This window comes from uncultured Boseongicola sp., assembly GCF_937988555.1.
GTDB lineage: Bacteria > Pseudomonadota > Alphaproteobacteria > Rhodobacterales > Rhodobacteraceae > Boseongicola.
On the sequence record NZ_CALJXO010000340.1, the window covers coordinates 1 to 13,318 of the forward strand.

Here is a 13,318-nt window from a genome sequence, read left to right on the forward strand (position 1 = left end):
AAACTTGCCAACCACTCAGGCGACAGCGCCTCGCTGAAGGCCGCCGACAAAATCAAAGGCCATTGCTGACTGTTGCCCGGCGACACGCCCGAGACTGAAACCGGATCCGTGAGCGCAAAACAGCATCTATCGGACGGGTCCGACACATCGACCCAGGTGATTTCTTGCGCCGTTGCCAGAAGGCGCAAATCGCGGCGAATGCGTTTGGCTTCCGGAAGGAAGCTCGTCATCGGAATGACTTGCCCAAGCGTCAGCAAAGACAGCGCCGGGCCAGTCTCGGACAAACACTTTAAGCGCACGATATCGGCGACAATCGACACCGCCATTTGCGCGCCCGAACTGTGCCCAACGATCAAAACTTCATCAATATCTTCGCGTAGGGCTGCTTCAATCCGATGGCGGAACTCGTGCAGTCGCGCTTCGATCTCATCTGGATAAACACCGCGCTTGGAGGCCGAATAGGCATAGCCCTGCATAAGGTAATAGGCATAGGTTCTGTCGTCTTTCGATTTGAACCACCGAAGGACACCAAGCGTCAGCGGTAGGAACAGCGCCCAAAAGACGCCGGCACCGACAAGCGTCCAGAGCCACCCACTGACGCCCTGCTGTTGACCCAGATACGACACCAGTGCGGTTCCGACTTCATAGGTCGCCCAGACCGCGCCACTGGCCAGAAGACTTGCGCCTAAGAGAGCCACCGACAATTGCGCCAATAGAATCACCACCGGGTATAGCGCAGCAATAACCGGGCCCTTCGCCAGCCAGCCAAGCCTGCGAAACGTGCCGGTCGTCAGATAGAGCCAGCATGTCCGTAACAACGCCAGATAGGTCCCCGTAATGCCGGCGCTCATCGAACCGCGCAGAAGGTCGTGCCAGACAAGAACATCCACCTTGCTGACCGTGCTGACCCCATCGATCTTTGCGCGCACACGCCAGCCCGTCTCGCGGGCTTCGCATTTCTGGTCAATCTCATACCCTGAGACCTCAGCCTGCTTGCGACCCTCGCTACGGTATAGCTCGCGGTAGCGCCGCGGCGGATTGGGGTCATAGCCAGGGATGTAAAATACCCGGCGGCGGGACACCTGTGATTTTCGACGCGGCAGCATGGTCAAGAGACTACCCCATGCACTCAGACGGGAGAAACCATTCGGTAGAACGCAGTGCAAAAAAACAAGCCCCGGTCAAGCTCCCGGAAACAATTGCTCGGTTCTCAACCGAATGTCTGCAAAACAGGGAATTGCTCGTTCAGCCACCAGGCGAAATCAGTAAAGCTTCCCGTGAGCATCAACAGCCCCACAGTCCACAATAACAGCCCCATGATCCGCTCGATCCGCTCCATATGTTGGCGCATCCAAGCCATCAGACCGGTCATCCGAGGGAAAAAGGCCGCGACCAGCAGAAACGGTATTCCAAGCCCGGCCGCATAGGCCGCAAGCAATGTCGTGCCGCGCACCACATCCGCCTCGGACGCTGCAATGGACAGAATCGCCCCAAGAATGGGCCCGATGCACGGAGTCCAGCCAAACGCGAAAGCAAGGCCAAGCACATAAGCGCCAAAGGCCGAGCCACCCCGATCACCCGCGTCCACCCGCATTTCTCTGTCCATGAAAGCGATCCGGTAAATCCCAAGAAAATGCGCGCCAAAAATCATGATCACAAGCCCGGCTGCAAGAACGAACCAATCCTGATTTGTCAGGAAAAAACGCCCGAATACCGACGCCGTGAACCCAAGGATCATGAAGACCGTCGAAAGACCCATGACAAAGAAAACAGCAGACACCATCGTGCGCCGCCGCGCAGCTTTTTCGCCACCCTGCATTTCGGTGACCGATATCCCGCCCATATAGGCCAGATAGGGCGGCACTATCGGCAGGACGCATGGGCTCAGGAAGGACAAAACTCCCGCCATCAGCGAAATCGTCATCGCCGGCAAAAGCGAGGCGTCAAAGAGGTCAAAACCGAACATTTACGTTCCCTTCACTTGACGACACCTATGCGGTCTTTAAGTCGGCGTCACGACACAAGCGCTCAAATCTAAGTGGACAAACTGTAACATCCCGCTTAGCGATCGTGCCATGGCAACTGATGACACCCTTGATGCGACCGGGCTTTTATGTCCCCTGCCCGTTTTGAAGGCGGCCAAGCGGCTGCGCGAGATGGCATCGGGACAAGTTTTGGAAATGCGCGCGGATGATCCGGCAGCCATTGTCGACGTCCCACATTTTTGCGCCGAACAAGGTCATGAAATGCTGAACGCCACCGATGACGGTGGCGTTCAGGTCTATCTTATCAAGCGTAAATAAGCCGCTACGACCGACCCGCTGACCACCATCCACGCTTGCGTGGCTTGGGAGGCGTTTCTTCAGGCGCCGGTACGTCCGCGACCATCACTGGCTCGGGCCGTGGTTCGGGCTCTGGAGTTGGTCCTGGTGTCGCAACTGCCGCTGGTGCCTCTGGCATTAGCGGCTCAGCCGCCATCACTTCTGGCGCTGCTGCGGCCTCGACCGGCGCTTCGTTAACTGCCTCTTCGACTTTTTTCTTGCGTGGCGCACGTTTGCGCTTGGGCTTTGGAGCTTCCTTCTCAGCCACAGCCTCGGCTACTTCTGGGGCGTTTTCAACCACATCAGGAACTGCTTCCACGCTTTCCGTAGGGGCCGCATCATCGTTAGCTTGCTCTTCGACTGGCGCTTCTGTCTTGCGTCGTGACCGTGACCGACGTGGCTTTTTCGGGGTCTCGGCCTCGGCGTCAGCCACCAGTGCTTCAGCAAGTTCCGACGGCGCGGCGCCCGCGGTTTCGCTAGCCGTCTCGCTGACAGCCTCGCTAGCTTCTGGCGCGCCGTTCTCGGTATTTTGTGCCTCATCATCCTCGCGACCGCCTCCGCCACCGCGACGACGACGACGACGACGGCGGCGCTTTTTCGGCCGATCTTCGTTATCTTCCTCGGACCGTGGTGCCGCGTCGACCACATCTGTTTCTTCCACTGTCTCGGCCGCCTCCGAAGCCAGATCTTCCTCGATCTCGGCCATCAAAGCCGGATCAACCGACACAACCGGTGCAGAAGTATCAATCACCCGAGTCGCCGTCTTGAATTTCTCGATGGTGAAGTCAGGCGAAATCAGGAACGGATCGGCTTCCAACCGTACCGCCATGCCGTAACGCGCTTCGATTTGCGCAATATGCTCGCGTTTGTTGTTCATCAGGAAATTGATAATCGAAACCGGCGCCTTGACCAAAGCCTCGCGCGACCGTTTGCGCACGCCTTCTTCTTCAAGCTGACGCAAAATATTCAGGCCAAGACTGTCGTCCGACCGGATCAGACCGGTGCCATGACATGCCCGACACGGCTGGGTCGAGGCTTCAAGCATGCCCGGACGCAAACGCTGGCGCGACATCTCGAGAAGGCCAAAGCCCGAAATGCGACCGACCTGAATGCGGGCGCGATCTGTCTTAAGCCTATCCTTGAAACGCTTTTCGACGGATGCGTTGTTGCGGCGCTCTTCCATGTCGATGAAGTCGATCACAATCAGACCGGCAAGGTCGCGCAGACGCAACTGACGCGCCACTTCTTCGGCCGCCTCAAGGTTGGTTTTCAGCGCAGTGTCTTCGATTGAATTCTCTTTGGTCGCTTTGCCCGAGTTTACATCGATGGCCACCAAAGCTTCGGTCACATCGATCACGATATAACCGCCCGACCTTAGTTGCACAGTCGGGTTGAACATGCCCGAAAGGTAGCTTTCCACCTGAAAGCGCGCAAACAGCGGCATTCCATCGGTGTAAAGCTTCACGTTTTTTGCGTGGCTCGGCATGATCATCTTCATAAAGTCTTTAGCTGTGCGGTAGCCAAACTCGCCCTCGACCAGAACCTCGTCAATCTCGCGGCTGTACAAATCACGGATCGACCGCTTGATCAGATTGCCTTCTTCGTAAATCTGAGCAGGCGCGATCGACTTCAGCGTCAATTCGCGAATTTGCTCCCACATACGCTGAAGATATTCGTAGTCCCGCTTGATTTCGGTCTTGGTTCGCTTGGACCCTGCCGTTCGGATGATCAGGCCGGCGCCCTTGGGCACGTCGATCTCAGCCGCGATTTCCTTCAGCTTCTTGCGGTCCGCGACTTGGGTGATCTTGCGAGAGATGCCGCCACCGCGCGCCGTGTTCGGCATAAGCACACAATAGCGCCCGGCAAGGCTCAGGTAAGTTGTAAGGGCCGCGCCTTTGTTGCCGCGCTCTTCTTTAACGACCTGGACCAGAAGTATCTGACGGACTTTGATAACTTCTTGAATTTTGTAACGCCGCGGACGCGATCTTCGAGGTGGGCGAATGTCTTCCTGGGTGTCGTCATCAGCAACAGATTCGATCGTTTCGTCGGTTTCTGCCGCGTTATCCATCGCCGAATAGGGCGTGTCGTCGTCGCCTTGATCATCGACGATCGGTGCCGCGTCATCCGCCTCACCATCAAGATCGACTACATCCATACCAGAAATAGCCTTGGGTGCATCATCGCTCACAGCCGGCGCGTCTCCGACACCTTCGGTCAAAGCGGGGGCCTCGGCATCGGTAATTTCGTCAGCGACTTCCGCGGTAATGGTTTCGTCTTTATTCTCGACCTCGGCGGCCTTCGAGCGGGATCGCCCACCGCGCGAGCGGCGCTTTCTTGGCTTTTCTTCCTCGGCCGCTTCGGCTTCAGCAAAGGCCATCTCTTCGGCCAGAAGCGCTTCGCGATCCGCGACCGGGATCTGGTAATAGTCAGGGTGAATTTCCGAGAACGCGAGGAAACCGTGGCGATTGCCGCCATAGTCCACAAACGCGGCCTGAAGCGAAGGCTCGACCCGCGTTATCTTTGCGAGGTAAATATTCCCGGCAAGCTGCCGTTTGTTTTCGGACTCAAAATCAAATTCCTCGACCTTGTTTCCGTCGACCACCACAACACGGGTCTCTTCCGCGTGGGTGGCATCGATAAGCATTTTCTTTGACATGTTGACTTTCCGCGCACGCGCACAGCCCCCCGCCTGAGAAGGGAGGAGCTGATTGCAATACGACTGTTGATGGCGACTGGACGCGGCGTAGACAATGGGGCCCGACCTTTCCGGGTCGGGGACATGCTCTTTAATGCCCTCGCACGCGTCATCGCGTTTCTTCTCCGGCGCCTTATAATGGCGCCCGTTATGAGCCCGGCGCTGCAAAATCGCGTCTCGGGCAATTCGGTTTTGCGGCCCTAAGGCCGAGTTGCCAGGCCAGACTGCTCAAAACACTCGAGCTAAACGTCTGGAACAGCGAAAATTTTTTAACAACACTTTGGGGCGCATGGCCCGATCTTGTTGCACACTCAACATAAAGGGGGTTGGGGATAAAATACAATCCCGAAGTTCGACGATTTCACGCTGGCGCTGCACCAGTGTCGCGCTTTTTGCAAATACTTTGGAGAACTTGCATCGGGCGGGGGCAAAAGCCCCCTGCCCGGCGGCGCCGCCCAAGCGGCTTTCTTAAAGATACTCTGAACGCTGAAGCCCGTATTTCGCCATTTTCTCGTTCAATGTCCGACGCGGCAGGCAAAGTTCGTCCATGACATTCACAATCGCGCCCCGGTGACGACGCATGGTGTTGTCGATCAGCATCCGCTCAAAGGCTTCCACGTATTCCTTCAGTGGTTTGCCTTCTGTGGTCACATTCATGTCGGTCTCGTCGCTGTCGGCCATCAACAACGACGCAATCGTGCCCGAACCGCGCCGCGACTGCAAAACCGCGCGTTCGGCGATGTTCAAAAGCTGGCGAATGTTTCCGGGCCACGGCGCTTGCAGAAGTTGCGCCGCCTCTTGCGCACTGACCTCCGGCGCGTCGCAGCCATATTCTTCCGCGAACTGCTCTGAAAAGCGTTGGAACAACAACAACATATCTTCGCCGCGCTGACGCAGGGGCGGCAGCGTGATCTTCATCGCGGCGAGGCGGTAATAGAGATCGGGACGCAGCGCGTCCTCGCAGGTGCGTCCGGCCTCCTGAAGGTTACTGATTGCAACGATCCGCGTTTCCGCTGGCGTGCCTTGCTCATTCATCCATGTAAGAAGACGCGCCTGAAGCTTCTCGGGAAGCGTCTCGATATCTTCCAGAACAAGCGTGCCACCACGCGCCTCTTCCAGCAAGGGCAGCCGTTCGTCGGTATCGTTCGGTCCAAAAAGCCGCGCGGCAAGGGCGTCTTCCTCGTGCGCCGCGCAGGAAAACAGCACGAATTTCCGGCCCGCCTTTGCGCCCACGGCATGAAGTGCATGCGCCACCAGGGTTTTACCGGTGCCGGTCTCGCCGTCGATAAGGACATGGCCATCCGCTTGCCCCAGATCGAGAATATCCTCGCGCAAACGCTCCATCACCGGAGACGCCCCGACGAGCTTTTTGATGATACCAGACCCATCCGACAACTCGCGGCGCAATGCCCTGTTATCAAGCGTCAGCCGGCGCGCGTTGGTCGCCTTCTTGGCCAGTTCGGTCATCTTGTCGGGGTTGAACGGCTTTTCAAGGAAATCAAACGCGCCAACACGCATCGCCTCGACCGCCATCGGCACATCGCCGTGCCCAGTAATCATGATGACCGGCAGCGCGGAATCCACGCCCATCAGACGTTTCAAGAAGGCCATGCCGTCCATGCCCGGCATCTTGATATCACTGACCACAACGCCCGGGTACTCGGAGCCAAGGCTCTTCAGTGCGTCTTCCGCACTGGGGAAAGTTTCGGTGTCGAACCCCGACAACGCCAGCCATTGGCTGATCGACTGCCGCATGTCCTGTTCATCGTCGACAATCGCGATTTTCATGGCCTTTGCCATCAATGCGTCCTCACGTTTATTCTGCAGCCTTACCAGCTGCCATATCGGCAAGCGGTAGACTGATTTCAAACAGTGCGCCCCCGCTTTGGCCGTTTTTCGCCGTCATCCGGCCTCCAAGGTCGTTGACTATCCCCGATGAAATAGCAAGCCCCAGCCCCACCCCGTCGCCTGGGGCCTTGGTTGTGTAAAACGGCTCGAACAGGCTTTCGAGGTCATCAATTCCGACGCCGTTGTCACGCACGGTGATCAGCACTTCGTCGGAAACAGACAGAAGCAAAATAACCTCGGGATCGGTCACGCCTTTGGTGGCGTCCAGCGCATTGCGCAATAGGTTTATCAGCACCTGCTCCAGACGAATACGGTCGGCATCGACATAGACCGGGTCGCGTGGCAGAGACGAGGTGATCGCCATTTTACGCTGCCGCAGCTGCGGCTCCATCATCGAGAGCGCACTGGATACAGAATCCCTTACATCAATGGTTTCAAAGGCATCGCCGCCCTTGCGCGCGTAGGATTTCAACTGCCGCGTAATCGACCCCATACGCTCGATCAAATCATCAATCCGCTGGAACGAGGACAAGGCCTCATCCGGGCGGCGGCGCTGCAACAATAACTTGGCCCCGGCGAGGTAGGTTTTCATCGCCGCAAGGGGCTGGTTCAACTCGTGGCTCACGGCCGCAGACATCTCGCCAAGAATCGCCAGTTTCGATGATTGCTGAATGGTTTGCTCGGCCACTTCAAGGTTGCGTTCGGCCTTTTCGCGCTCAGCGATTTCTCGCTGCAGCGCGGCGTTCAACTGGCGAAGCTCCGCCGACTCGCGCTGAAAAATCACCAGCCGCGATGTGGCTTTGCGGCTGGCAAAGTAAAATCCCACCGCAAGGATGATCGCAAACATCATAATCTCAAGCGCAATGAACGCATTTACCCGCTCGCGCACGCCCGCATAGGTGGTGAAGCTGGCCATCCGCCAACCTTGAAAGCCGACCCGCGCCTCTTGTCGCATAACCGGCTGGCCCTCGACATATGCATCAATCGAAAGCACGGACCAATCAGACGTGGCGCGCACCGCCCGCTGGATAGCGGTGGGAGCCGAGCGCAATTCAAGCGCTTCAGTTTCGCTCAGACCGCGCCAACGCCCCTCGGTCGAAAGCAGTATCTGACCCTCGCTGTCAGTCACAACAACGGCGTCCGTGAACCCGGCCCAAGCGGTTTCAAACTGTTGCAGGTTCAATTCGACGACTATGACGCCAATGGTCTCGCCAAGATTTTCAAGTTTGCGCGAATAGGAAAACAACCGCGTGCCGTTGTCCGTGACGTTCGTGGTGAAAACCGTCTCATCAGAACGCAGAGCCTCTACAAAATAGGGCTCCGAGCGATGTTGCGAACCAAGCTTCTGGCGATCCGTGACCGCAACCGCACGCCCGCCTCCGTCGATCAGGATCAGGCCTGCAGCGTCGATTTCATCGCGATAGGAGATAAGGCGCTGGGAAGACTGTGAAAAATCGTTGGAATTCAGGGCTCCTACCAAAGATGGGTCACGCGCCAAAAGTTGCGGCACGATCTGGTTACGTTGCAATTCGCTGAGAATATTGCCCGAATAAAGTGCGAGCCGGACTTCAGCGCGGCTGCGGGTACTTTCAGTGAAGCGTTCGGTCAAAAGCTGGTTGGTGACCCACACAACAGCAACGGCGGCTGAGATGACGAAAATCATCATCGCCCGTACCGGCCAGGAAGAACCGGCAAATTTTGTCGCGCGTTTACGCCGAGCGTCGCTCATGGGGGGAATCTAAGGCGTCGGGCCTCTCCGCTCAAGCCGTGACAGCCGCAATTGCCAATGAACGGAACAAATCCGCACCATCTGCACCGCCCAGGGCGGGATCTGCAGCCCTCTCCGGATGCGGCATAAGCCCCAGAACGCGGCGGTTTTCTGACAGGATTCCTGCTATATTATCGGCCGATCCGTTGACATTGCCGTCGTAGCGAAACGCGACCCTATCTTCTCCAGTCAAGGCGGCAAGCGTGTCCGGTCCAGCAATGTAGTTGCCGTCATGATGCGCCACGGGATAAGTCACCGATTGCCCCTTGGTATAGCCGCTCGTGAAGTCGCTGGCGGTGGTCTCGACGGTCAGATCGACAGGCTTGCAGATGAATTTCAGCCCGGCATTGCGGATCAATGCGCCCGGTAGAAGGCCGGTTTCAACCAACACCTGAAAGCCATTGCAAATCCCAAGCGCGTATCCCCCACGTTCGACGTGGGATTTCAATGCACCGACAATAGGGGAGCGTGCGGCGATCGCTCCGCACCGCAGGTAGTCGCCAAACGAGAAACCGCCCGGAATACCGACGATATCAACATCATCCGGCAGCGTCGTGTCTTTGTGCCAGACCATCTCAACAGAGCACCCTGCGTTGCGAAACGCGACGGCCAGATCGCGATCACAGTTGGAACCCGGAAAGACAAGAACAGCGGCTTTCATATCGCACCCCTTAGGTCAGAAAATCGGTAATCACGGCCACGCCGGGCGGCATCGGCCCGTTGAAGGCAGCAAGCTCGCGACCCGTCTGCGAAAGGCTGACCTCGCGCGCAATGATCGGCGACAGGTCCACCGCGCCGCTTTCAATCAGCGACAGAAGCGATGGGTATTTCCAAGCAGGCATGCCGCGCGTGCCGTAGACCGCGAGGTTGCCCATGTAGACTGCGTTAAGGTTGATCGGCTGCACCGCATGGTGTCCAACTGGCATTCCAACCTGCACATGCCGCCCGAGGGGGCGCAAGCAGGCCAGCGATGCGGCGACGGTTGCCGGAAACCCCAGAGCTTCAACCGATACATGAGCGCCGCCGTCGGTCAGATCGCGAATGCGCGCAGCACTTTCGCCGTCGCTGGCGTCCACGCCATGTTCCGCACCAAGCGCTTTCGCGTGGATCAGTTTCTCGGGCACGATATCGGTGACAATCACGCGCGCGCCGATCGCTTTGCCCAAAAGCATTGCCGCAAGTCCGACGCCGCCGGTGCCATGCACGGCCAGCCATTCGCCGGGCTGTAATGCCGCGCGGTCGGTCAAAGCGTGCCATGCCGTCGTGACACGACATCCAAGAGCCGCCGCCAGTGCAGGCGACATGCCCTCGGGCAAGCGTGCAAGATTATGGTCGCGCGGCACGGCCACGTATTCGGCAAACGCGCCCGGCTCGACAAAGCCCGGAAGGCGCTGATCGACGCAGGTATTTGACGCGCCAGAGCGACAATTCAGGCAGGTTCCGCAGGCAAGAATGAAGGGCGCGATCAAACGGTCCCCTACCGCGTAGGTCGCCTGAAAACCGGCCTCGACAACTTCACCGCAGTATTCGTGACCCCCGATTTGTCCCGGCTTCACGCGGGGATGTTCGCCCACCCAGCCGTGCCAATCGGACCGGCATATGCCGCAGGACAAGACTTTCAGGACAACGCCGTCGGCCGGGCAATCGGGCACGGCCACGTCTTCGATCGACAAATCCTCGTTGTATGTTCTAAGGATCGCCGCGCGCATCAGAGAATCTCGACCTCGTAGCTTTCGATCACGGTGTTGGCGAGAAGTGTTTCGCACATTTTACCAACCTCAGCTTCCGCGGAGGCCGCGTCGCTAGACGCAAGATCAATTTCGATCACCTTGCCCTGCCGCACACCGTGGACGCCATCAAAGCCCAGAGTGCCAAGCGCATGGCGGATAGCTTCGCCTTGCGGATCCAACACGCCATTCTTCAGCATAATGTGGACACGTGCCTTCATCTCGACCCCCAAGAAGCGCAAAAATTAATCTGACTGTTCTATTGCGGATTCGCAACGAATTGTCCAACGCCGAGGCGTTAGAACTTCACAAAGACCTGCAAAAATGTAGGGCGCTCTGAATGGGCGACGCACTTAGTTGATCAATGTTGGCTTTGTGGTGTGGGTCACGTTCGTCGGCAACACACCAAGACGGCGCGCCACTTCGGTGTAAGCATCCGCAAGATCACCGAGATCCCGACGGAATACGTCCTTATCAAGCTTCCGACCCGTTTCCATATCCCACAGACGACAGCTATCTGGGCTGATTTCATCGGCAATAATCAAACGTTGGAAGTCACCTTCCCAAACCCGGCCAATCTCGATCTTGAAATCCACCAGCTTGATCCCGACCGCGAACATGCAGCCAGACATGAAGTCGTTCACCCGCAACGCCAGCGCGATCATATCATCCAGGTCCTGCTGACCTGCCCATCCGAAGGCTAGAATATGCTCTTCCGACACAAGCGGATCGCCCAGGGCGTCGTCTTTCAGGCAAAACTCGATGATGGGACGGGGCAGTTGCGTGCCTTCTTCCAAACCAAGCCGCTGAGACATCGTCCCAGCCGCGTAGTTGCGCACGATAATTTCAAGCGGGATAATCTCGACCGAGCGGATCAACTGCTCGCGCATATTGAGGCGCTTAATGAAGTGAGTCGGCACACCGATCTGCGTCAGGCCCTTCATGAAGAACTCGGACAGGCGGTTGTTCAGCACACCTTTACCGTCGATGACGTCTTTCTTTTGCGCATTGAACGCAGTCGCATCGTCCTTGAAATACTGGACCAAAGTCCCCGGCTCGGGGCCTTCATAGAGGATCTTGGCCTTGCCTTCATAGACCTTCTTGCGACGTGCCATGTCTGAATTCCCAAACTCGTGTATCGCGGGGCAATTGCCCCGCTCTTTCGCGTCGCTATAGGGCAGATGCGACCTTGCGGCAAGCGCGGCACCTCTTGTCGCGGCCCTCGTCCACAGGCATATCATGAACAGCAACTTTTAATCCGACACGGAGAGTTATCCTATGAGCACTTTCAACGATCGCGAGAACGCTTTCGAAAATAAATATGCCCATGACGCCGAGATGCAGTTCAAAGCCGAAGCGCGCCGCAACAAGCTGTTGGGGCTTTGGGCGGCTGAGCTGATGGGCAAAGCAGACGATGCGGCTGCGGATTACGCCAAAGAAGTGATCAAAGCCGATTTCGAGGAAGCCGGCGACGAAGACGTCTATCGCAAGGTGTCTGGCGATCTTGGCGATTTGGCGACCGAGGCCGAGATACGCGCAAAGATGACTGAAATGATGGGCGTCGCAAAAGCCCAGTTGATGGAAGACAAATAGCGTCCAAGTTCGGCCTCATTCTGCTATGCAAACCGCGCAATGCTGCTCTGCAGCATTTACGCTTGTTTAGCGCTAACTTTGTGCCAGTTATGCAGTGTGAGCCTAACCCTGTCATAAAGGAGATCAAACATGACTTCGCTTTTTGGAACCCTGTGTGACCGCGCTGAAAAGCGCGCACGTTACTCCAAAACAGTGTCGGCGCTGCAGTCGACCACATTGAATACACGTCTCGATCTGGACATCTATCAAGGTGATATCCCACAGATCGCGCGACGGGCCGTCTATGGCTGATAATGCGCAAAAGCGTAACGTATCTAATTTTATGGGCAGGCTTTGGCCTGCCCTTTTCTTTTAAAACAGAGCTTTAACCTATGCAGCTCACGCAAGGCCGATATTAAAACTCGTCCGTTGTTTCCGCCATGGCTTCGATCCATATACGTTTCAACGGAAAACAAATCACATTTGGAAATTGAAAATGAACATGCTTCTCAACACCATCAACAAACGACGCCTCTACAACCGCACGGTTCGTGAAATAAGCAGCCTTCCGGTTGATGTGGCGCTCGATCTTGGCATCTACAAAGGCGACGCTCACGCGCTGGCTGCGCGCGCAGTTTATGGCGAATAAACGCGACCTAGCGCTTGTTTTGCTGCACTCGCGAAACAAGCGCGTCACGGACCGAGGGCGTCACAAAATTTGACACGTCCCCGTCCAGTCGAGCGATTTCTTTGACCAATTTGGACGCGATAGCCTGGTGTTTGGCTTCGGCCATGAGGAAGACAGTTTCGATACTGGAATCAAGTACGCGGTTCATACCGACCATCTGAAATTCATACTCGAAGTCCGCAACCGCGCGCAGACCTCGGATGATCACACCGGCCCCGACGTCGCTGGCGCAATCGATCAACAGGTTCTCGAAAGGATGCGCGAATATCTCGATGCCGCTCTCTTCTGCGATGGATTTGCACTCGGCCTCGATCATTGCGACCCGCTCATCAAGTGAGAACATCGGGCCTTTATCGCGGTTGATGGCAACACCTATGACAAGGCGATCCACCAGATGCGTCGCCCGACGGATTATGTCGAGATGCCCTAGGGTGACCGGATCAAAGGTTCCGGGATAAAGTCCGATCCGCATGTGTATTTCCGCGCCTCTTCAGGATTTGTCTATCGCACTGAGTGGCATGAAAATATCACCAGATCAATAAGTTGCAGATCAGAATCCCTTGATCATACCCTCAAGCGCGTCTTTTTCCATGGCCAGTTCGGACAGTCGCGCTTTGACCACATCGCCGATTGAGATCAGCCCTATCATGCGTTCTCCGTCCAAAACTGGCATGTGGCGAAAACGGCCGTCGCTCATTT

14 protein-coding genes and 1 pseudogene are annotated in these 13,318 nt (G+C 56.9%); 4 read left to right on the top strand and 11 right to left on the bottom strand.

Annotated features, from left to right (window positions below; genetic code table 11):
- Together Q1B15_RS20040 and Q1B15_RS20045 are read right to left on the bottom strand one after the other, a co-directional pair.
- A partial coding sequence (locus tag Q1B15_RS20040) for a hypothetical protein (protein ID WP_299757237.1) occupies positions 1–1,112 on the bottom strand: 1,112 nt, incomplete at its 3' end.
- A 98-nt stretch (positions 1,113–1,210) separates the two neighbouring features.
- The gene (locus Q1B15_RS20045; RefSeq protein ID WP_299757240.1) at positions 1,211–1,966 is read right to left on the bottom strand and encodes a cytochrome c biogenesis protein CcdA; all 756 of its coding nucleotides are present in this window, start codon (positions 1,964–1,966) and stop codon (positions 1,211–1,213) included.
- 109 nt (positions 1,967–2,075) lie between these two features.
- Between Q1B15_RS20045 and Q1B15_RS20050 the strand changes: the two genes are divergently transcribed.
- The gene (locus tag Q1B15_RS20050) at positions 2,076–2,303 is read left to right on the top strand and encodes a sulfurtransferase TusA family protein (protein WP_299757242.1); all 228 of its coding nucleotides are present in this window, start codon (positions 2,076–2,078) and stop codon (positions 2,301–2,303) included.
- Between the two features lie 4 nt (positions 2,304–2,307).
- On the opposite strand, the gene Q1B15_RS20055 is transcribed toward Q1B15_RS20050, so the two are convergent.
- The 7 genes from Q1B15_RS20055 to purC all read right to left on the bottom strand — a co-directional run bounded on the left by Q1B15_RS20055 (position 2,308) and on the right by purC (position 11,474).
- Complete coding sequence (locus Q1B15_RS20055; RefSeq protein WP_299757244.1) at positions 2,308–4,977, bottom strand: ribonuclease E/G; 2,670 nt, start codon at positions 4,975–4,977, stop codon at positions 2,308–2,310.
- Between the two features lie 507 nt (positions 4,978–5,484).
- Positions 5,485–6,816, bottom strand: coding sequence for a sigma-54 dependent transcriptional regulator (locus Q1B15_RS20060; RefSeq protein ID WP_299757247.1), 1,332 nt, complete (start codon positions 6,814–6,816; stop codon positions 5,485–5,487).
- A gap of 16 nt (positions 6,817–6,832) precedes the next feature.
- Entirely contained in the window at positions 6,833–8,530 is a 1,698-nt protein-coding gene (locus Q1B15_RS20065) for an ATP-binding protein (RefSeq protein WP_299757268.1), read from the bottom strand.
- A gap of 94 nt (positions 8,531–8,624) precedes the next feature.
- A complete protein-coding gene (purQ, locus tag Q1B15_RS20070) occupies positions 8,625–9,293 on the bottom strand; it encodes a phosphoribosylformylglycinamidine synthase subunit PurQ (RefSeq protein WP_299757249.1) in 669 nt (222 codons plus the stop codon).
- 10 nt (positions 9,294–9,303) lie between these two features.
- On the bottom strand, positions 9,304–10,341 hold the full coding sequence (locus tag Q1B15_RS20075; protein ID WP_299757252.1) for an alcohol dehydrogenase catalytic domain-containing protein: 1,038 nt from the start codon (positions 10,339–10,341) through the stop codon (positions 9,304–9,306).
- Positions 10,341–10,580: a phosphoribosylformylglycinamidine synthase subunit PurS gene (purS, locus tag Q1B15_RS20080; RefSeq protein WP_299757254.1), complete on the bottom strand. Its 240-nt coding sequence runs from the start codon at positions 10,578–10,580 to the stop codon at positions 10,341–10,343. The genes Q1B15_RS20075 and purS overlap by 1 nt, the downstream gene beginning before the upstream one ends.
- A 132-nt stretch (positions 10,581–10,712) precedes the next feature.
- On the bottom strand, positions 10,713–11,474 hold the full coding sequence (gene purC, locus Q1B15_RS20085) for a phosphoribosylaminoimidazolesuccinocarboxamide synthase (RefSeq protein WP_299757256.1): 762 nt from the start codon (positions 11,472–11,474) through the stop codon (positions 10,713–10,715).
- Between the two features lie 163 nt (positions 11,475–11,637).
- On the opposite strand from purC, the gene Q1B15_RS20090 reads away from it, so the two are divergent.
- The 3 genes from Q1B15_RS20090 (at position 11,638) to Q1B15_RS20100 (ending at position 12,580) form a co-directional block, all read left to right on the top strand.
- Complete coding sequence (locus tag Q1B15_RS20090) at positions 11,638–11,952, top strand: DUF1476 domain-containing protein (protein WP_299757259.1); 315 nt, start codon at positions 11,638–11,640, stop codon at positions 11,950–11,952.
- A 129-nt stretch (positions 11,953–12,081) separates the two neighbouring features.
- Positions 12,082–12,243 (top strand): hypothetical protein, encoded by a 162-nt coding sequence (locus Q1B15_RS20095; protein ID WP_299757261.1) that lies wholly within the window; start codon positions 12,082–12,084, stop codon positions 12,241–12,243.
- Positions 12,244–12,427: 184 nt separating this feature from the next.
- Complete coding sequence (locus tag Q1B15_RS20100) at positions 12,428–12,580, top strand: hypothetical protein (protein ID WP_299757263.1); 153 nt, start codon at positions 12,428–12,430, stop codon at positions 12,578–12,580.
- 7 nt (positions 12,581–12,587) lie between these two features.
- Here the strand turns inward: Q1B15_RS20100 and coaD are convergent, their stop codons facing one another.
- Positions 12,588–13,091, bottom strand: coding sequence for a pantetheine-phosphate adenylyltransferase (gene coaD / locus Q1B15_RS20105; protein ID WP_299757266.1), 504 nt, complete (start codon positions 13,089–13,091; stop codon positions 12,588–12,590).
- A 78-nt stretch (positions 13,092–13,169) separates the two neighbouring features.
- A pseudogene (locus Q1B15_RS20110) lies at positions 13,170–13,318 on the bottom strand (histidine kinase); the annotation flags it as partial.

Bases quoted from the DNA above. Each gene is read 5' to 3' on its own strand.
- Q1B15_RS20100 (WP_299757263.1), top strand. From the start codon at position 12,428: ATGAACATGCTTCTCAACACCATCAACAAACGACGCCTCTACAACCGC.
- Q1B15_RS20095 (WP_299757261.1), top strand. From the start codon at position 12,082: ATGACTTCGCTTTTTGGAACCCTGTGTGACCGCGCTGAAAAGCGCGCA.
- purS (WP_299757254.1), bottom strand. From the start codon at position 10,580: ATGAAGGCACGTGTCCACATTATGCTGAAGAATGGCGTGTTGGATCCG.
- Q1B15_RS20060 (WP_299757247.1), bottom strand. From the start codon at position 6,816: ATGGCAAAGGCCATGAAAATCGCGATTGTCGACGATGAACAGGACATG.
- purC (WP_299757256.1), bottom strand. From the start codon at position 11,474: ATGGCACGTCGCAAGAAGGTCTATGAAGGCAAGGCCAAGATCCTCTAT.
- Q1B15_RS20075 (WP_299757252.1), bottom strand. From the start codon at position 10,341: ATGCGCGCGGCGATCCTTAGAACATACAACGAGGATTTGTCGATCGAA.
- Q1B15_RS20045 (WP_299757240.1), bottom strand. From the start codon at position 1,966: ATGTTCGGTTTTGACCTCTTTGACGCCTCGCTTTTGCCGGCGATGACG.
- Q1B15_RS20055 (WP_299757244.1), bottom strand. From the start codon at position 4,977: ATGTCAAAGAAAATGCTTATCGATGCCACCCACGCGGAAGAGACCCGT.
- Q1B15_RS20065 (WP_299757268.1), bottom strand. From the start codon at position 8,530: ATGATGATTTTCGTCATCTCAGCCGCCGTTGCTGTTGTGTGGGTCACC.
- purQ (WP_299757249.1), bottom strand. From the start codon at position 9,293: ATGAAAGCCGCTGTTCTTGTCTTTCCGGGTTCCAACTGTGATCGCGAT.
- Q1B15_RS20050 (WP_299757242.1), top strand. From the start codon at position 2,076: ATGGCAACTGATGACACCCTTGATGCGACCGGGCTTTTATGTCCCCTG.
- coaD (WP_299757266.1), bottom strand. From the start codon at position 13,091: ATGCGGATCGGACTTTATCCCGGAACCTTTGATCCGGTCACCCTAGGG.
- Q1B15_RS20090 (WP_299757259.1), top strand. From the start codon at position 11,638: ATGAGCACTTTCAACGATCGCGAGAACGCTTTCGAAAATAAATATGCC.